15 protein-coding genes and 1 pseudogene are annotated in these 18,839 nt (G+C 65.1%); 10 read left to right on the forward strand and 6 right to left on the reverse strand.

Annotated features, from left to right (window positions below):
- The 6 genes from HMPREF0298_RS08895 to gatB form a co-directional block, all read left to right on the forward strand.
- The coding region (locus HMPREF0298_RS08895; protein WP_006840840.1) for an amidase family protein at positions 1-933 on the forward strand (933 nt) is incomplete at its 5' end.
- A complete protein-coding gene (locus HMPREF0298_RS08900) occupies positions 905-2,239 on the forward strand; it encodes an MFS transporter (protein ID WP_245527480.1) in 1,335 nt (444 codons plus the stop codon). The genes HMPREF0298_RS08895 and HMPREF0298_RS08900, both read left to right, overlap by 29 nt.
- 10 nt (positions 2,240-2,249) lie before the next feature.
- Entirely contained in the window at positions 2,250-3,281 is a 1,032-nt protein-coding gene (locus tag HMPREF0298_RS08905) for a 6-phosphofructokinase (RefSeq protein WP_040423055.1), read from the forward strand.
- A 30-nt stretch (positions 3,282-3,311) separates the two neighbouring features.
- Positions 3,312-4,277, forward strand: coding sequence for a bile acid:sodium symporter family protein (locus tag HMPREF0298_RS08910; RefSeq protein ID WP_006840843.1), 966 nt, complete (start codon positions 3,312-3,314; stop codon positions 4,275-4,277).
- The gene (locus tag HMPREF0298_RS08915; protein ID WP_006840844.1) at positions 4,274-4,891 is read left to right on the forward strand and encodes a GNAT family N-acetyltransferase; all 618 of its coding nucleotides are present in this window, start codon (positions 4,274-4,276) and stop codon (positions 4,889-4,891) included. The genes HMPREF0298_RS08910 and HMPREF0298_RS08915 overlap by 4 nt, the downstream gene beginning before the upstream one ends.
- Positions 4,892-4,901: 10 nt before the next feature.
- On the forward strand, positions 4,902-6,401 hold the full coding sequence (gatB, locus tag HMPREF0298_RS08920) for an Asp-tRNA(Asn)/Glu-tRNA(Gln) amidotransferase subunit GatB (protein ID WP_006840845.1): 1,500 nt from the start codon (positions 4,902-4,904) through the stop codon (positions 6,399-6,401).
- On the opposite strand, the gene HMPREF0298_RS08925 is transcribed toward gatB, so the two are convergent.
- Both HMPREF0298_RS08925 and HMPREF0298_RS08930 read right to left on the reverse strand, forming a co-directional pair.
- Complete coding sequence (locus HMPREF0298_RS08925) at positions 6,398-7,819, reverse strand: YkvI family membrane protein (RefSeq protein ID WP_006840846.1); 1,422 nt, start codon at positions 7,817-7,819, stop codon at positions 6,398-6,400. The two genes, gatB and HMPREF0298_RS08925, sit on opposite strands and share 4 nt — an antisense overlap.
- A gap of 91 nt (positions 7,820-7,910) precedes the next feature.
- A pseudogene (locus HMPREF0298_RS08930) lies at positions 7,911-8,968 on the reverse strand (glutathione S-transferase family protein).
- Between the two features lie 105 nt (positions 8,969-9,073).
- Here HMPREF0298_RS08930 and HMPREF0298_RS11880 point away from each other — a divergent pair.
- Positions 9,074-9,877, forward strand: a complete 804-nt coding sequence (locus tag HMPREF0298_RS11880) for a DoxX family protein (protein WP_006840848.1) — start codon at positions 9,074-9,076, stop codon at positions 9,875-9,877.
- Here HMPREF0298_RS11880 and HMPREF0298_RS08940 read toward each other — a convergent pair.
- The 4 genes from HMPREF0298_RS08940 to HMPREF0298_RS08955 are packed head-to-tail and all read right to left on the reverse strand — an operon-like array spanning position 9,761 to position 14,915.
- Positions 9,761-11,092, reverse strand: coding sequence for a glycosyltransferase family 87 protein (locus HMPREF0298_RS08940; protein WP_006840849.1), 1,332 nt, complete (start codon positions 11,090-11,092; stop codon positions 9,761-9,763). The genes HMPREF0298_RS11880 and HMPREF0298_RS08940 overlap by 117 nt on opposite strands.
- 10 nt (positions 11,093-11,102) lie before the next feature.
- Entirely contained in the window at positions 11,103-12,941 is a 1,839-nt protein-coding gene (ilvD, locus tag HMPREF0298_RS08945) for a dihydroxy-acid dehydratase (protein ID WP_006840850.1), read from the reverse strand.
- A gap of 6 nt (positions 12,942-12,947) precedes the next feature.
- Positions 12,948-13,469: a PH domain-containing protein gene (locus HMPREF0298_RS08950; protein WP_006840851.1), complete on the reverse strand. Its 522-nt coding sequence runs from the start codon at positions 13,467-13,469 to the stop codon at positions 12,948-12,950.
- A 9-nt stretch (positions 13,470-13,478) separates the two neighbouring features.
- A complete protein-coding gene (locus HMPREF0298_RS08955; protein WP_006840852.1) occupies positions 13,479-14,915 on the reverse strand; it encodes a mechanosensitive ion channel family protein in 1,437 nt (478 codons plus the stop codon).
- A 214-nt stretch (positions 14,916-15,129) separates the two neighbouring features.
- On the opposite strand from HMPREF0298_RS08955, the gene HMPREF0298_RS08960 reads away from it, so the two are divergent.
- The 3 genes from HMPREF0298_RS08960 (at position 15,130) to ilvC (ending at position 18,654) form a co-directional block, all read left to right on the forward strand.
- Entirely contained in the window at positions 15,130-17,034 is a 1,905-nt protein-coding gene (locus HMPREF0298_RS08960; protein ID WP_083789555.1) for an acetolactate synthase large subunit, read from the forward strand.
- 1 nt (position 17,035) lies between these two features.
- A complete protein-coding gene (ilvN, locus tag HMPREF0298_RS08965) occupies positions 17,036-17,551 on the forward strand; it encodes an acetolactate synthase small subunit (RefSeq protein WP_006840854.1) in 516 nt (171 codons plus the stop codon).
- 86 nt (positions 17,552-17,637) lie between these two features.
- Entirely contained in the window at positions 17,638-18,654 is a 1,017-nt protein-coding gene (gene ilvC / locus HMPREF0298_RS08970; RefSeq protein WP_006840855.1) for a ketol-acid reductoisomerase, read from the forward strand.
- Positions 18,655-18,839 lie beyond the last annotated feature (185 nt).

Genomic DNA, 18,839 nt, shown 5'->3' on the forward strand with positions numbered 1-18,839 from the left:
GGCGGGTCGATCCGCCAGCCCGCGTCCCTGACCGGCACCGTCGGCGCGAAGCCGACCTACGGCGGGGTGTCGCGCTACGGCGTGATCGCCAACGCCTCCTCGCTCGACCAGGTCGGCCCCTGCGCGAACAACGTGCTTGACACGGCTCTGCTCCACGAGATCATCGCCGGCCACGACGAGTTCGACGCCACCTCCGTCGACAGCGCCGTCCCGCCCGTGGTCGCCGCGGCGCGCGAAGGAGCTTCCGGCGATCTGCGCGGGGTCAGAATCGGCCGCGTCAAGCAGTTCGCCCGCCCCGGCACCCAGGACGGCGTCAACGAGGTCATCGACGCCGCGTTCGCCCAGCTTGAGAACCAGGGTGCCGAGATCGTCGAGGTCGACTGCCCGAACTTCGACAACGTCATGGGCGCCTACTACCTCATCCAGACCTCAGAGGTGTCGTCGAACCTCGCGCGCTTCGACGGCATGCGCTACGGCCAGCGCCGCGGCGACGACGGCTCGCGCTCGGCCGAGGAGGTCATGGCCCTGACCCGCGGCGAGGGCTTCGGCGACGAGGTCAAGCGTCGCATCATCCTGGGCACCTACGCTTTGTCCGTTGGCTACTACGACGCCTACTACCTGCAGGCGCAGCGCGTGCGCACCCTCATCGCGCGCGACTTCACCCGCGCCTTCGAAAGCGTCGATGTCATCGCCGGTCCTTCCGTGCCCACCACGGCGTTCAAGCTCGGTGACAAAGTTGACGACCCGCTCGCGATGTACAACTTCGACCTGTTCACGCTGCCGCTCAACCTCGCCGGCCTGCCCGGCATGTCCGTGCCCGCGGGCACCGCCGCGGATACGAACCTGCCCGTCGGCCTGCAGATCATCGCCCCGGCCTTCGAGGACGACAAGATGTATCGCGTCGGTGCAGCCTTTGAAGCCGGACGCCGCTAGCGCACCGGTCTCAGCGCTCGCGGCGCTTGCCACGGGCTACTTCCTGATCATGGTCGATCAGGGGCTCACTCCCGTGCTCACCCCGCATCTGCCCTTCGGTGTCGGCGCGGCGGTGTGGCTGACCAGCGTTTACCTGATCTGCACGGTGGTGCCCATGCTGGTTGCGGGCCGCCTCGGCGACAGCTTCGGGCAGCGTCGCGTCTTCATCGCCGGCATCGCGTTGTACCTCTGCGCGCTTGTGTTGGCCGCCGCGTCGTGGTCTTTGGCCTCGCTCGTTGTGGCGCGCGCACTCCAGGGACTCGGCTGCGCCGCATTTCTGCCGCAGGCTTTCGCCATGATCAACAGGTTCGTGCCCAACGACCGCCGCGGCAGGGTGTTCGCCGCCTGGGGAGTGGTCGGCTCCGTCGGCTCGCTGCTGGGGCCACTGCTCGGCGGAGTCCTCCTCGGCGCCGGTTGGCGCGCCGCGTTCGCCGCACAGGCCGCAATCGCGCTGCTCGGCCTCGCCCTCGCGATCAAGTTTCTGCCCCAGTTGCCGGTCTCGCCCGCGCGTATCGACGCCCTCTCCACCGCCTTGTCCCTCGTCGGGCTCGGCGCACTCGTCTACGGCATCCAGTTTCTCGCCTGGGCCCCGGCGCTTTTTGGCGCAGCTGTACTCGCGGTGTTCTTGGGCATTCAGGCACGCGAGGGAGAAGACGCGTTGGTGCCGGTGCGTCTGTTTTCGGACGGTAACTTCGCGGCGGGCACGTTCGGCATTTCCATGATGGGTTTTGCGGTGGCCTCGATGTTCATCCCGATCATGTACTGGCTGCAGGGTGTGGCCGGGGTGGCGTCGGCAAGCGCGGGGCTGCTCACCGCGCCGATGTCGCTTCTCGCGATGGCGCTGACACCGGTCGCGGGCGAGCTCAGCGACCGGGTCAGCCCGCGCATGCTCTCGGCGGTAGGGTTCGGTTTTATGGTCGCGGGCTTAGGGCTCGCGTGGTGGGTGATCCATCTGGCCGCGCCGCCGTTGCTGTTTGCCGTGGTGACATCGCTGCTCGGGGTGGGCAGCGCGTTCGTGTGGGCGCCGAACGCGACGACGACGATGCGGTTCGTGCCCGATCACGCCGCCGGCGCGGCTTCCGGGTTGTACAACACGGTTCGCCAGGTCGGTTCAGTGCTGGGCGTGGCGCTCGTCGGGGCGGTGCTCGCCGGCGGCGAAGTTTCCTCCACCGCGGCGAGCGCGATTGTGCTGCCTGTTGTGGCGATGCTGTTGGGGCTTGTCAGTACAGCATTCCTGCGCAGGGACGTGATCGCCAAAACCCGCTAGGGTGTACACCATGCGACTTGCCACACTCACATCAGGTGGAGACTGCCCGGGACTCAACGCGGTGATCCGCGGAATTGTGCGCACCGCCAGCTCACAGTACGGCTCCACCGTGGTCGGGTACTTGGACGGATGGGTAGGCCTCATCGAGGACCGCAGGATGGACCTCTACGACGACGCGTTCATCGACTCCATCCTGCTGCGCGGCGGCACGATCCTGGGCACCGGCCGCCTCCACCCGGACAAGTTCAAGGCGGGTCTGGACACGATCAAGCGCAATCTCGACGACGCCGGCATCGACGCGCTCATCGCCATCGGCGGGGAAGGCACTCTCAAGGGCGCGAAGTGGCTCTCCGACAACGGCATCCCAGTCGTCGGTGTGCCCAAGACCATTGACAACGACGTCGCCGCCACCGATTACACCTTCGGCTTCGATACCGCCGTCTCTGTCGCCACCGACGCGATCGACCGCCTGCACACCACGGCGGAATCGCACAACCGCATCCTCATCGTCGAGGTGATGGGCCGCCACGTCGGGTGGATCGCGCTGCACGCCGGCATGGCGGGCGGGGCGCACTACACCGTGATCCCGGAGCAGCCCTTCGACATCGCGGAGATCTGCAAGGCGATGGAGCGCCGCTTCCAAATGGGGGAGAAGTACGGCATCATCGTCGTCGCCGAGGGCGCCGTGCCGAAGGAGGGCACGATGGACGCGGGCCTGGGCGAGGAGGACGAATTCGGCCACAAGACGTTCAACGGCATGGGCCAGATCATCGCCGACGAGATCAAGTCGCGTCTGGGATACGACGTTCGCACCACCGTCCTCGGCCACATCCAGCGCGGCGGCACGCCCACCGCCTACGACCGCGTGCTGGCCACCCGTTACGGGGTCAACGCCGCGCGCGCGGCCCACGAAGGCAGGTTCGACACGTGCGTCGCGCTACACGGCGAGAACATTGAGCTGGTGCCGCTGGAGAGCGCGGTGGCGCACCTGAAGCAGGTGCCGGAGGGCCGCTACCGTACGGCCCAGACCATGTTTGGGTAGTTCCAGCTGTTGGGACTAGCATCCCATGTCATGGACAGCTCACAGGATCTCCGCACCGATCGCTCCGCCTACATCGCTGCGCTCGGCTTCCCGCTGCTCGTCATCGCGGGCGGCGCGCTCGGCTACTTCGCCCCGGCGGTGATCGAGCCGATCTCTGGGTGGACAACCTGGCTGCTCGGCATCGTCATGTTCGGCATGGGCCTGACCCTGCGCCCGGTTGACTTCGCCCTCGTCGCGCGCCGCCCCTTGCCCGTGCTGATCGGCGTAATCGCGCAGTTCGTCATCATGCCCGCGCTCGCGGTGGCTGTGACCTTCCTGCTCGGCCTGCCGAAGGAGATCGCGGCGGGCGTGATTCTGGTCGGCTGTGCGCCCGGCGGCACCTCATCGAACGTCGTTAGCTATCTTGCGCGTGGCGACGTCGCCCTGTCCGTCACCATGACCTCGGTGTCGACGCTGCTGGCCCCGCTGATCACCCCGGTGCTGACCCTGTGGCTGGCGGGGCAGTACATGCCGGTCAGCGCCACATCGATGGCGCTGTCCATTCTGAAGATGGTGTTCGTGCCCGTCGTTCTGGGCTTGGTGCTGCGGACGGTGGCTCCGAAGGTGGTGGAGGCGATCCTGCCGGTGCTGCCGTGGATCTCCGTCGTTGCAATTTCGACGATTGTGGCGATCGTGGTCTTCGGCTCCCGCGACAAGATCGTCGAGGCGGGCCTGATCGTGCTGGGCGCTGTCGTCATACACAACGTGCTCGGCTACGCCCTGGGCTATCTCACGGGCAAGCTCACCCGCCAACCAGAGCCCGTCAGCCGCACGATGGCCATCGAGGTGGGGATGCAAAACTCCGGGCTGGCCGCCACCCTGGCGGCAACCTACCTCAGCCCGCTGGCGGCGCTGCCCGGGGCGGTGTTTTCCGTCTGGCACAACCTGTCCGGCGCCGTCGTCGTGCTCATCGCCCGGCGGGCGGACGAGCGCGCCGCGCGTAGACTCTCAGCATGACGTCGAAGCCGAACCCGCACGAGGCGGTGTCCATGCACAACCGTTTCGTCAGCTTGGAAGCACTTAGTCCCGCACACTCCGCGGACCTGCGCCGCGCCGTCGGGGATTTGGGCACGACGTGGTACGTCGATCACGTGCCTGCGCCGGACGGCGTCGATGAGCAGATCGAGTTTCTCACCGCGAGCGACAACTACGTGCCGTGGGCGATTCTCCGCGACGGCCGAGCGATCGGCGTGACGTGCATCTACAACATCGACGAACGCAACCGGCACTGCGAACTCGGCTACACATGGATCTCGCCGGATGCCCAAGGCGGCGCGGTCAATCCCGCGGTCAAGCTGCTTGTTCTCACCCGGGTTTTCGAAGAACTGGGCTTTATGCGCGCGGAGTTTCGCTGCCACTCCATGAACATGCAGTCGAGGCGCTCGTTGGAAAAGCTCGGCGCCACGCTCGAAGGAACGCTGCGGCGCCACCGCATAATGAACAACGGCACCGTGCGCGACTCGTGCATCTACTCCATCCTGGATTACGAGTGGCCGACCGTGAAGTGCGGGTTGGAAGCGCGGCTGCACCCTACGGCAACCATTGCGGTGGGGCTGAGCGCGGCGAACTAGACTGTCACCCATGACTGCCTACGACCTGATGGATTTTGACGACGTCCTGGAGAAGTACGACCCCGTGATGGGTTTGGAGGTGCACGTCGAGCTGGCGACGGAGACGAAAATGTTCTCCACCTCGTCCGCGCATTTCGGGGCGGCGCCGAATAGCAATATCGACCCGGTCTCGCTGGGTCTGCCGGGCGCACTGCCTGTCGTCAACGCCAAGGGTGTGGAGTGGGCCATCAAGATCGGACTGGCGCTGAACTGCCAGATCGCTGAAAGCTCGCGGTTCGCGCGGAAGAATTACTTCTACCCGGATCAGCCGAAGAACTACCAGATCTCGCAGTACGACGAGCCGATCGCGTACGACGGTTACCTCGACGTGCTGCTTGACGACGGCACCGAGTGGCGCGTGGAGATCGAGCGCGCGCACATGGAGGAGGACACCGGCAAGCTCACACACCTCGGTTCCGCCTCGGGCCGCATTACCGGGGCGACCGCCTCGCTGGTCGACTGCAACCGCGCGGGCATCCCGCTTATCGAGATCGTGACCAAGCCGATCATCGGCGCCGGCGAGCGCGCCCCCGAGGTGGCCAGGGCTTACGTTTCGGCGCTGCGCGAGCTGGTCAAGGCTCTCGGCGTCTCCGACGCACGCATGGACCAGGGCTCCATGCGTTGCGACGCCAACGTGTCGCTGCGGCCCATCGGCCAGGAGAAGTTCGGCACCCGCACCGAGACGAAGAACATCAACTCGCTGAAGTCCGTCGAGCAGGCAGTGCGCTTCGAGATGCAGCGCCAGGCCCAGGTGCTGGACGACGGCGGGGAGATCGTCCAGGAAACGCGCCACTACCAGGAGAAGGACGGCTCCACCTCGAAGGGCCGCCCGAAGGAAGAAGCATCCGACTACCGATACTTCAATGATCCCGACCTGCCTCCCGTGATCGCCAAGCCGGAGTGGGTCGAAGAGATCCGCGCGACGTTGCCGGAGCTGCCGTGGGTGCGCCGCGCCCGCATCCAGGAGGAGTGGCAGCTGCCGGAGAAGGAGTTCCGCGACCTCGTCAACGCCGGCGCGCTGGACCTGGTCGCCGATACCGTCGAGGCGGGAACGACCCCCGACGAGGCCCGGGCGTGGTGGGTGTCCTACATCATGGCCAAGGCAAACGAGCAGGGCAAGGACCTCGACGCGATCGGCGTGAGCCCGGCCGACGTTGCCCGCGTCGTTGCGCTGGTGAAGGAAGGCAAGCTGACCACGAAGCTCGCGCGCCAGGCCATCGACGGCGTCATTGCGGGCGAGGGCAGCGTTGATGAGGTCGTCGAGAAGCGGGGCCTCGAGGTTGTGCGAGATGATTCCGCGATCGAGAAGGCCGTTGACGACGCGCTGGCTGCCAACCCCGACATTGTTGAAAAATACCGCGCCGGCAACACGAAGGTCACCGGCGCGATTGTGGGTGCCGTGATGAAGGCGACCCAGGGCAAGGCTGACCCGGGCCAGGTCAACCGACTGATCTCCCAGAAGCTGGGCTAGTCGCCCGGCCCGGCCTTATCGGCCGGGCGCACCGCCGGGAAGCTGCCGGTCTTGTACACCTCGTCGTAGGCCTCCCAGTCGATGGGGGTGTCGCCGGCCGGCTCGGGCGCGCCAGCGTATTCCTTGGAGTTCGGGTCAAGGGCGGGCGTTTCCTCCAACGAGAACTCGCTCTCCGGGTCGGAATCGAGGGCCGCGGCGACTTCTTCCTGCACCGACTGCCACAAGGTGGTCTCCTCGACGTTGGACTGCGCGGCCAGCTCCTCCACCTCGGTGCGCTGGCTGTCCGTGAGATCGCGCTCGGTCGGTTCGAGGGCCGTCTCGGCCAAGGCGGCGAGGCGCTGGCGGCGCAAGGTCTCGTTCTTGATCAGCGTGCGGTCTTTGAACCACGCGAAGACCATCACCGCGATGAGCACCATGCCGAGGTAGCCCAGGATGGGGTAGACCCAGCCGAGCAGGTCGGCGAAGCCGATAAATGACAGCGCGAAACCGATGAGAACCACGGTGAAGTAGATCGGGCGGAAGCGGCTGTGGTTTGTAGCCGACAGCCGCCGTGCCATGGCGTAGAACATGCCGACGGCGGTGTTGTAGATCATCAGATAAATGACGAGTGCAACGACCACGCCGACGGCGGGGTGCATGTTGTCGAATACCATCAGCAGTGGCAGGTCCGCGCCGAAAACGTGCTCCATGTTAGCGAAGATGATGAACGCCAAGATCACCAGAAGCGAGGAGAAGATGATGCCGCCGAGCAGCCCGCCGATGCCGGCCTCGCGCGGGTTGAGCTGCGAACCCGCGATGACCAGGATCATCGACACCGCGACGATGGTGCACATTGCCGCGTAGTTCAATGCGGAGAGCAGCCAGTTGTTGCCCACGCCCGACGCGGGCTCATTTTGCATCGCCAGCTCATTGATGGCGGAGAAGTTGTCGGGCATGTTGAGGATGGTCACAACCAGCGCACCGAGTACAGCCACAATGAGAAACGGCGTGATCGAGGAGATCACGTTGGTCAGCCGGTCGATGTCGAGGAACCCGGAGGCGAGGAGCGCAACGGTCATGATTGCCGCGCCGACCCACGTGGGCAGGCCGAACTGCTGCTCAAGGTTGGAACCTGCGCCCGCGACCATGACAAAACCGATGGCGAACAGCGTGATCATCGTCGAAATATCCATGAATCGCGCCACTGCCGGGTGGGAGACCGACTTGAACACGGCATTGTGGTCGTCGGCCAGGAAGTACGATCCGAGCTGGAACAGAGTGGAGCCGACGAGCACGATGACCAAGCCCGCGACGATCGTGCCGACGATTCCCCAGTAACCGAACGCGAGGAAGTACTGGATGGTTTCTTGTCCGGACGCGAATCCCGCGCCGACGAGGAGGCCGACGAATGCGAGAGCGACCTTGACTGCTCTATTCATGGAGTTTCCTAACCTGCTTTATGAATTAAAAGGGGCACATTACAACCCGTACAGGCTAGCAAAACCCGACCGCAGGTCCGCTTCAGTCTCGCTACTGCTGGAAGGGCTGCGGGTTTTTCACTTCTTCGCCGGCGCGCACCGGGCGGGGTTCGATGACCCCTCGGCATAGGGGGAGCCACTGAAGCGGTTTCGGTCGTGTTGCTCAGCCAGCCAGTCGAGCTCGGGGCCGAGCGGAACCACGCCCGTGGGGTTTACCTCGGCGTGCGTGATATAGTAGTGCTGCTTGATCTCGGTGAAGTCGGTGGTATCGCCGAAGCCGGGAAGCTGGAACAGTTCCTGGAGGTAGCCGCGCAGGTTGGGCATCTCTGCGATCTTGGTGCGGGATGCCTTGAAGTGGCCGTAGTAGACGGGATCGAAACGCACGAGGGTGGGGTAGAGGTAGATATCAGCCAGGGTGATCTGGTTGCCTACAAGGTAGCGTTGCTGGCCGAGGCGCTCTTCAAGCCAGTCCAGGTTCTCCCACAGCTCGTGGTAGGCCTCTTCGTACGCTTCTTGCGTGCCCGCGAAACCGCAGCGGTAGACGCCGTTGTTGACGTACTTGTACACCCTGTCGGCAACCTGGTCGATCTCCTCGCGCAGCGCCTCCGGGTAGAGGTCGGGCGCGCCTTCACGGTGGAACTCGGTCCATTCGTTGTTGAAATCAACGGGAATCTGCCTGAACCAGTTGGTGACCACCTTGTTGGTGCCAACCTCCACGATGGCGGGCACGGTGATGCCCTTGGGGTAGTCGGGGAAGCGGTTGGTGTAGGCATCCTTTAGTTTGTGCAGACCGGTGGCCGGGTCTTTTTCGTCGGGGTCGACGTCGAAGACCCACGAGTCCGCGTCGTGGGTCGGCCCGGCTAGTCCAAGCGAGATGGCGTCCTCGAGCCCGAGGAGGCGGCGTGTGATGATCGTGCGGTGTGCCCAGGGGCATGCGCGCGCGGCCATGAGGCGGTAGCGGCCTGCTTCAACAGGCCAGAGCTCACCCTTACCTGCATGCTGCTTATCGACGTCCGCAACAATGCGGTCCTCGATGTAGGTCGTGTCGCGCTCGTAGGCGCCGTCGGTCGCGGCATTCTGGGGTGCGTTTTTCCACTGTGACTTATCCATAACCCCAGTGTCCCCGAAAAATAGTGATTAATCAACAAAACTTCGTGGGGGCGCGCCGGTTCCGCTCCGGCGCGAACCGCGCCACCTGGCATAGGTTTTTAACCTATGACGAACAACAACTACCAAGATGTCACACCTGACGACTTCAACGGCTTCGAAGACGTCCCCACCTACGACGAAGGCGGGGCCACCTCGCGGATCCGACCCACCGACACGGGAGACGTCTACCAGCGCAGCGGCAAGGCAGCGCCCACCGAGGTGTTCCCCACCTCACTTAGCCAGCCGACGCAGTCGATCGACCCGGACCCCGCGCCTCTTGTCGCGCCCGTCGCGGAGCCCGCCTACATCGAGCCTGTCTATGCAGAGGAACCCGTCACCACGGCGGTCGACGCGCGTCGTGGCACCATCGATCTCGGACTGCTGATCCTCCGGTTCGTGCTCGGCGGATACCTCGTGTTCCACGCGATCCAAACCTTCTTCCAACTCGGCGCTGCCGAGGGCATCGCCGGGCTGGAAGCGCAGTTCGGCGCGTACACCTACGGCAACGTGCTCGCCGTCGTCGTTCCCACCCTCGAGCTCGCCGCGGGCGTGTTTATCGTCCTCGGCCTGCTCAGCCCGGTCGCCGCGATGGTCGCCATCGCCGTGACCGGATTCATGGCCGCCCACACCGCGGCCAGTGCCGGCACGGGGTTCAACCCCATAGGCTGGGGAGCAGAAGTGTGGCTCACTATGATCCTGCTCGGCATCGCCCTGGCCCACCAGTTCACTGGCCCCGGCTTCTACGCCGTGGACTCAGGACGTGGCTGGGCGCGTCGCCCGCTGGCCTCGTCCTGGATCTTCGCCGTGCTCGGCATCGCCGCCGCGGCGCTGATGTGGTGGTTCGGCACCGGCATCAACCCGATCGCCTAACACCGGAATGCCGCGCAGCGCCGACGCCCACGCGACCAAAAGTGCGATACCCAGCCAGACGTAGTCGGAAACCAGGATCTTCGCCCACAGGGCAAGCTCGTGCACCTCGATCGCGTCGCCGAACCACCACTTCGGCGGCACCGCGACGACGGTGGCCGTGAACACCGCCACCACGGCGGTAAAGAACACGGGCCAGTTCAACACGGTGGCGCACCGCCACCACGCGACAGGTAGAATCAGCGCCAGCCACACCCAGTGGTGCGACCACGACACGGGCGAAATCAACAGCATGATCACGGCGTTGGCCAAAGCGGCGTCGACAAGCATACCGCGGCGGATCAGAGCGACCATCAGCCAGCCGCCGAGCACAACTGTGGCCACACTCAACGCCGCCCAGATCAGGTTCGACGACAACCCGTGCGCGGCCAGCGACTCGCCGCTGGGGTAGAAGCGCATCACCATGCCCTTGAGCGAGCTGTTGGACTGATACGTGGTATCGACCCCGAACTCCGAGGTCGTGCCCATGTTCAGCAGCGTCACCCCGAAAAACTCGCGTGTCGCGTCCCAGCGCACCACCGCGGCGACTGCGGTGGCGATCAGCCCGGATAACCCGGCGACAACGATGGCTCGCACATCGCGGCGCAGCAGGAAATACAGCAGCATCGCAAGCGGGGTGATCTTGATGGCCGCGGCAATGCCGATCAGCGAGCCCTGCGGCAGCCAGCGCTTGCGCGGCACCATGTCCAGTACCACCAGGGTCATGATGACCACGTTGATCTGGGCGTACGTCGCGTTCAGTCGCATCGGCTCGATGGACACACCGAACGCCCAGGCCGCGGCAACCAGCGCGACGAGCTGGCGCGTCTGCAGGCGAGCGCGGGTTACGATGCGCAGCACGAAGAACAGACACGCCAGTAGAGCGGCCGCTGAAAGGGCGATGACGACGTTGCCCAGGGCATCGTCGGAAAGCCAGCTGGCCATCGCCAGCGGGGTGAGAACTAGCGCGCCGAACGGCGGGTAGATAAACGGCAGCGCCACGTCGGCGGCGTACATCGGCTCCGAGTACACCGGCCTGCCCTCAAGGAAGGCGCGCGCCCCCTCGCGGTAGATGATTACGTCGACCGGAAAATCGGTCGCCAGCATCAGGATGACCGTCGCCGCAGTGCCGATCACCGCGGCGAGGACCGTGACAAAAGTGAGCAGGTGGGTTTTCACCCGGGCCAGCCTAGTCCACCTGTCGGACAGCGCCCTTATCGGCGGAGGTTGCCATCTTCGCGTAAGCGCGCAGCGCCTTGGTCACCTCGCGGGTGCGGTTCGGCGTCCAGGGGCGATCGGAGGCCTCCATCTTCGAGCGGCGCTCTGCGAGGACCTCCTCGTCCACGTCCAGGCGGATCTCGCGGTTGGACACCGAGATACTGATGGTGTCACCGTCTTCGACCAGGCCGATCAGGCCGCCGTGCGCGGCTTCGGGCGAGATGTGCCCGATGGAGAGTCCGGAGGTGCCGCCGGAGAAGCGGCCGTCCGTGATCAGGGCGCACTTCGTCCCCAGGCCCGCTCCCTTGAGGAACGAGGTCGGGTGCAGCATCTCCTGCATGCCCGGACCACCCGCGGGGCCCTCGTAGCGGATGACGATGACCTCGCCCTCCTGAACCTCGCGGTTGAGGATGACGGAGACAGCCTGCTCCTGTGAGTCGAGAACGCGGGCGGGGCCGCTGAACTCCCACAGTCCCTCCTCGACGCCCGCGGTCTTCAGAATCGCGCCGTCGGGGGCGATGTTGCCGCGCAGGACAACGAGGCCGCCGTCGGAGGTGAAGCTGTGGTCGACGTCGTGGATGACACCGTTGGCGGCATCCGTGTCCAGCGACTCCCAGCGCGCCGACTGCGAGAACGCCTCCGTCGTGCGCTTGCCACCGGGGGCTGCGTGGTAGAGCTCGACGGCCTCGGGGAGCGGAGACTCGGCGCGGATGTCCCAGTCCGCCAGCCACTCATCCAAAGACGGGTAGGCGACGGTGTGGACGTTCTTGTTCAACAAACCGCCCCGGTCGAGCTCGCCGAGGATCGCGGGGATGCCGCCGGCGCGGTGGACGTCCTCCACGTGGGCTTCGCCGTTCGGAGCGACCTTGGACAGGCACGGGATCTTGTGGGAGAGCTCGTCGATGTCGTGCAGGTCGAAGTTCACCTCGCCCTCTTGGGCGGCGGCGAGGACGTGCAAAATGGTGTTCGTCGATCCGCCCATAGCCATATCCAGCGCCATGGCGTTGCGGAACGCGTCGACGGAAGCGATGGAGCGCGGCAGGACGGATTCGTCACCCTCGCCGTAGTAGCGGTTGCACAGCTCCACAATCGTCTGACCGGCCTTTTCAAACAGGGCGCGGCGTGCCGTGTGCGTCGCCAGCGTGGTGCCGTTGCCCGGCAGAGACAAACCGAGGGCCTCGGTGAGGCAGTTCATCGAGTTCGCGGTGAACATGCCGGAGCACGAACCACAGGTCGGACAGGCCGCGTTGGCGATCGACTCGAGCTCGGAGTCGGAGACGGCGTCGTTGGCGGACAGCGAGATCGCGTCGATCAGGTCAGACTTCGGCTTGGTCACGCCGCCGACCGAGAACGCCTTGCCGGCCTCCATCGGCCCGCCGGAGACGAAAACGGCCGGGATGTTTAAGCGCATCGCGGCGTTGAGCATGCCGGGGGTGATCTTGTCGCAGTTGGAGATGCACACCATCGCGTCGACGGTGTGGGCGTTGATCATGTACTCGACGGAGTCGGAGATGATCTCGCGCGAAGGCAGGGAATACAGCATGCCGGAGTGCCCCATCGCAATGCCGTCGTCAACGGCGATGGTGTTGAATTCCTTGGGCACGCCACCCGCCGCGCGGACCGCCTCGGCCACGATGTCGCCGACGTTTTTCAGGTGGACGTGGCCGGGCACGAACTGGGTGTAGGAGTTGACGATGGCTACGATCGGCTTGCCGAATTCCTTCTCTCCGGTGCCGGTCGCGCGCCACAGCGCGCGTGCTCCGGCGGCCTGGCGGCCGACAGTGGTAACTCGTGAGCGTAAGGGGATCACAGCTTTTTACTCCTTGGTGGTGGTGTCGGGCCGGGGGCCCGGTGTGGTCGGGTGATCGCGCAGGTACTCGTCATACTCCTCGCGGCTGAGAAGTACCTTGTGGCCTTCGCGGTCGATGACCTCGTACTTGCCATCGGCGGCCTCCGCGGAGGCGGTAATGACATCCTGGATGCGACCCCCGGAAGCCAGAGCAAGCTCGGGTATAGAGTTAAACGTTACACCGGGCATCGGATATTCCCTGCCGCTAGTGGTGGTGGCCAGCGCCCTGGCGCCCTTGAACGCGATACCGGATAGGTCCTCCCACGCGATCGAGGCGTTGGGGCGCACCGGGTACTTCACCGAGATGCCCGAGCCGTCCACCTTCGTCGCGGATCCAAAGACCCAGACGAGGTACGCAGCCGGAATGATCAGCAGCCAGCCGAGAATCAGCGGGGCCCAGGCAATCCCGATCAGCGCGATGCCCGTCATCAGCGCGATGGCGAGCACGTGTTCTCGGGAGGGGCGGAAAACCTGGGGCGAATCAGTCATGGCTACATGCTAGCCAAGTGGGTTTGCGGCCTCGGCAGGGGGAGCTTCGCTTATCGACGCCCCCTCCGACGCGTTCGGCGCCGGCGGCTGCGTGGGCTCGCCCTGAGCGCTGGGTTGTGCGGGCGTGGGAGTCGAAGTCTGGGGCGCCGTCGGCGCGGTGGTGCTGGGCGCCGGCGGCCGTGTCTGCGTCTGGGTTTGCGCGGGGGCGGGCGCCCGGGTCTCAGAGGTCTCGACCGGCACCTCGGTCTCGGAGGTGGGGGTTTCCGGCGGCGGTGCGAGCCAGCCGCTGCCGGCGCCCTCGCCGTCAGGGTCGAGCGTGAGGCCGCGGATAATGAGCAGGATGATGAAGGCGCCGATGAGCAGGGCCGTCGACAAGCGTAATGCTCCGCCGAATGCCATGCGGGGCATGGCCTTTTCCTGATCGGCGAGTACGTCGGTCGCCGGGTCCGCGTCGGGATCGGCGGGGGTGAGGTCGTCGTGGTCGCTGCGCTGGGTGCTCAGCGGGCTGACCGGGGGCATGTACTCGGTGGGTGGGTAGCGGTCAACACCGTTGAAGTGCTCGGTGTGGTCCACGACGTGGTCGAGGCGAGTGCCCTCGATGGTGGTGGCTGAGCCGTACTCCTCCCAGAACTCGTTGAGGACCGACAGGCGGATCGCGCGCTCGACCATCCACTGCGACAACGGTTCGACGCGGACGATGAAGCGCATGTCCAACGTCCACGGCATACCCACGGTGGCCGGGGGGTTGACGTCCACGGCGGGGTGCACCGTGAGGTCGTCGAGAAGCTTGGGGCGAATATCTGCCCTGTTCAGCGCGCGGCGGGCGGCCGATTCCGAGCGCGCGACGGCCTCGTCGGCGCTGGTCGAGCCGAGCAGCGGGACCGGGATGACGACCACCGCGGAGGCCCAGTAGTTGGATTGGTTGATGCAGATGCGCGCGGTCGAGTTGGGGATGCTGATCGTCGATTGCTCCATCGTGCGGATCTGGGTCGCGCGCATCGTGATCTGGATGACGTCGCCGGAGACCTCGATCCCGTTGCCTTCAAAGGTGACGAAGTCGCCCACGCCGTACTGTTTTTCCGTCAGGATGAAAAACCCCGCGAGGAAGTCGGCGATGATGTTCTGTGCGCCGAAACCGATCGCGGCCGAGACCACTGTCGCCGGAATCGCCGCGCCGGCGAGCGAGAAGCCGACCTCCTGCAGGAAAAAGACGAGGATGAGGAAGAACGCGATCGCCTGCGCGATATAGATGCCCACACCGGCGATGGCCAGCTGGCTCTTCGACTCATCCGAGTCCGACAGCGCGTTGGCGCGTCGTTCAGCGACACGGTTGGCGAAGCGGCCCGCGCGGGGCACGAGCATCGCGAGAATAATCAGCAGTGCGAGGTTGATTCCGGTGTTGGCGACCCAGCGCCACGCTTCTTCGACGATGTAGGCGAATAGCATAGTGCCTTCATACAGTAGCGCCTAACGAGCACCTGTTGAGTATTGAAAACGGCGGCGCTGTGTATGATGTGGGCATGATCAATTCGGGACTAGTAGTAATTATTGCCGGTGCGGCGCTTGCCGTAGCGGTCTGATCTTCTGCTCAGTCCCTCAACAAGCGCCCTCGACAGCACCTGAAGTGCTGGACCGAGGGCATTCGTTTTTTGGTCTCTCTTTGCTTCAACCCCCCTCCACCCGTTTAAAAACACACAAGGAGCTATCTCCCGTGGCAGCTTCCAAAAAGCCCTCACCCAAGGCCCGCAAACCCGAAGAGGTCTCGCCTGAGCGCATGACCGGAGCGGACGCTGTCGTCCGCAGCCTGGAAGCGCTGGGCACCGACATCGTATTCGGCCTGCCGGGCGGTGCCGTCCTACCGTTGTACGAGTCCCTGTTTGCCGCCGAGAAGCTGCGCCACGTCCTCGTGCGCCACGAGCAGGGCGCAGGCCACGCCGCGACCGGCTATGCGCAGGCCTCGGGCAAGGTCGGTGTGTGCATCGCCACCTCCGGGCCCGGTGCGACCAACCTCATTACCGCGATTGCCGACGCCTACCTCGACTCCGTTCCAGTCCTCGCCATCACCGGCCAGGTCGGCTCGCCGCTGATCGGCACCGACGCCTTCCAGGAGGCGGACATCCGCGGCATCACCATGCCGATTACGAAGCACAACGTGATGGTGCGCAGCGCCGAAGATATCCCGGCGGCGATCGCCGAAGCACACCACATCGCCTCGACGGGCCGGCCTGGTCCGGTGCTGGTGGACATTCCGAAGGACGTCCAAAACGAGGAGTTCGAGTTCACCTGGCCGCCGGTTATGGATCTGCCGGGTTACAAGCCGAACACCAAGCCGCACTCCCGCCAGATCGGCCAGGCCGCGCGCATGATCGCTCAGGCCGAGCGCCCCGTGCTCTACATCGGCGGCGGCGTGTTGAAGGCGGAGGCGCACGAGGAACTGCTCGCGTTCGCCAACGAGACCGGTGTTCCCGTGGTGACCACCCTGATGGCGCTCGGCGTCTTCCCGCAGTCCCACCCGCTGTACATGGGAATGCCGGGCATGCACGGTTCCGTTCCCGCGGTCGGGGCCCTGCAGGAGGCCGACCTGCTCATCGCAATCGGCACGCGTTTCGACGACCGCGTCACCGGCGACACCGACACCTTCGCGCCTGAGGCTAAGACAATCCACGCGGACATCGACCCCGCCGAGGTGGGCAAGATCCGCCAGGTCGACGTGCCGATCGTCGGCGACGCGAAGCGTGTTTTGTCGCAGCTGACCGACGCGTTCAAGGACGGCAAGGCCACCACGCCGAAGATCGGCGCTTGGATTGAGCGCCTCAACGGCCTCAAGGAGCGCTTCCCCCGTGGCTACGACCCGCAGTCGGATGGGTCGCTGTCGCCGCAGTACGTCATTGAGACCCTGTCTGCCGAGGTCGGCCCCGACGCCATTTACGTTGCGGGCGTCGGCCAGCACCAAATGTGGGCGGCGCAGTTCATCGACTTTGAAAAGCCCCGCACGTGGCTGAACTCGGGTGGGTTGGGCACTATGGGCTACGCAATCCCCGCTGCCATGGGAGCCAAGGCCGGTGCTCCGGACAAGGAAGTTTGGGCGATCGACGGCGACGGTTGCTTCCAGATGACCAACCAGGAGATCACCACCGCGGCGATGGAGGGCTTCCCGTTCAAGGTCGCCCTGATCAACAACGGCAACCTGGGCATGGTTCGCCAGTGGCAGACGCTGTTCTACGGCGGCCACTACTCGCACACCAAGCTCGGCGGGGATGTGTACGTCCCGGATTTTGTCAAGCTTTCCGAAGCCCTGGGCGCGGAAGCGATCCGCGTGACCACCGAGGAGGAGGTCCTCCCGGCAATTAAGCGTGCGCGCGAGATCAACGACCGCCCCGTTGTCATCGAGTTCATCGTTGGCGAGGATGCGCAGGTGTGGCCGATGATTTCGGCGGGCTCGTCCAACTCCGATATCCAGTACGCGATGAACATCCGCCCGTTCTTCGACCTCGAGGAGTCCGCGGGCGAGGCGCCTGAGGACATCGACGATGTCGTTGAGATCGAGACCGAGAAGGGAAACTGACATGAACAAAGAAGAGACAAACCGCCATATCCTCTCCGTCCTCGTCCTTGACCTCGACGGCATCATCACCCGCGTCACCGCCTTGTTCACGCGCCGTGGCTACAGCCTCGTCTCTCTCGTGTCCGCCAACACGGAGACCGAGGGCGTAAACAGGCTCACCATTGTCGTTGACGCCAGCGAGTACCACATCGAGCAGATCACCAAGCAGCTGAACAAGCTCATCCAGGTGCTCAAGGTCACGCGGCTTGACGACGCCAACACCATCGCGCGATCCCTCCTTCTGGTGAAAGTCAACGCCGACAACTCGAACCGTCCGCAGGTTGTCGATGCGGCAAACATCTTCCGCGCCCGCGTCGTCGACGTCGCCCCGGAGTCCGTCGTTATTGAAGCGACGGGTACGCCGTCGAAGCTGCGCGCGTTCCTGGACGTGATGGAGACCTTCGGGATCCGCGAGCTGGTCAGCTCGGGGCAGGTCGCGCTCAACCGCGGCCCGAAGGCAATGGGCACCTCGAAGTAGCACGGTCTACCGACGAAGCCCACGCCCACTGTGGCATAATTTGAAACAACCGTCTCACATACTAAGAAAGGTACGTGGTTTCCTCCATGGCAATCGAAGTCTTCTACGACAAGGACGCCGACCTCTCCCTCATCCAGGGCAAGAAGGTCGCCGTGATCGGCTACGGCTCGCAGGGGCACGCCCACGCTCAGAACCTCCGCGAGTCCGGTGTGGAGGTCGTCATCGGCCTGCGCGAAGGCTCCAAGTCCGCCGAGAAGGCGAAGGAGGCTGGCTTCGAGGTCAAGTCCAACGCTGAGGCCGCGAAGTGGGCTGACGTGATCATGCTTCTCGCCCCGGACACCTCCCAGGCTGAGATCTTCACAAACGACATCGAGCCAAACCTTAACGACGGAGACGCCCTCTTCTTCGGCCACGGCCTGAACATCCACTTCAAGCTCATCGAGCCCGCCGACAACATCACCGTCGCCATGGTCGCACCGAAGGGCCCGGGCCACCTGGTCCGCCGCACCTTCGCCGACGGCAAGGGTGTTCCCGCTCTGATCGCCGTCGAGCAGGACCCGTCCGGCAACGGCCAGGCACTCGCCCTGTCCTACGCCGCAGCAATCGGCGGTGCCCGCGCCGGCGTCATCCCGACCACCTTCGAAGCGGAGACCGTCACCGACCTCTTCGGTGAGCAGGCTGTTCTCTGCGGCGGTCTCGAGCAGCTCATCATGAACGGCTTCGACGTGCTCACCGAGGCCGGCTACGAGCCCGAGATGGCATACTTCGAGTGCCTGCACGAGATCAAGCTCATCGTCGACCTCATCTACGAAGGCGGCATCGCCAACATGAACTACTCGGTGTCCGATACCGCTGAGTTCGGTGGCTACCTGTCCGGCCCGCGCGTCGTCGATGAGGGCTCGAAGGAGCGCATGCGCGACGTGCTCAAGGACATCCAGTCCGGCGAGTTCACCCGCCGCCTCGTCGCCAACGTCGAGAACGGCAACACTGAGCTCGAGGGCCTGCGCGGCAAGATCTCCCAGCACCCGATCGAGAAGACCGGTGCCGAGCTGCGCGACATGATGAGCTGGGTCAAGAACCCGCTCACGGACACCGCTCAGTAAAAGTTAGTTATACGGACCCGTCGCCCTCCCCGGGCGGCGGGTTTTGTCGTGGATAGGTTTGTCCCAAGGCCGGAGGTGGGGAGCACTCCCGGTTCACACTGGCGTGCCCAACTTGGATCCAGTTTCACTTTGCTGTGGCGGAGTCCGCAATGCGGATTTGGTTTGGGTGATGTGATCGTCGGGAA

This window comes from Corynebacterium lipophiloflavum DSM 44291 (assembly GCF_000159635.1).
GTDB classification, from domain to species: domain Bacteria; phylum Actinomycetota; class Actinomycetes; order Mycobacteriales; family Mycobacteriaceae; genus Corynebacterium; species Corynebacterium lipophiloflavum.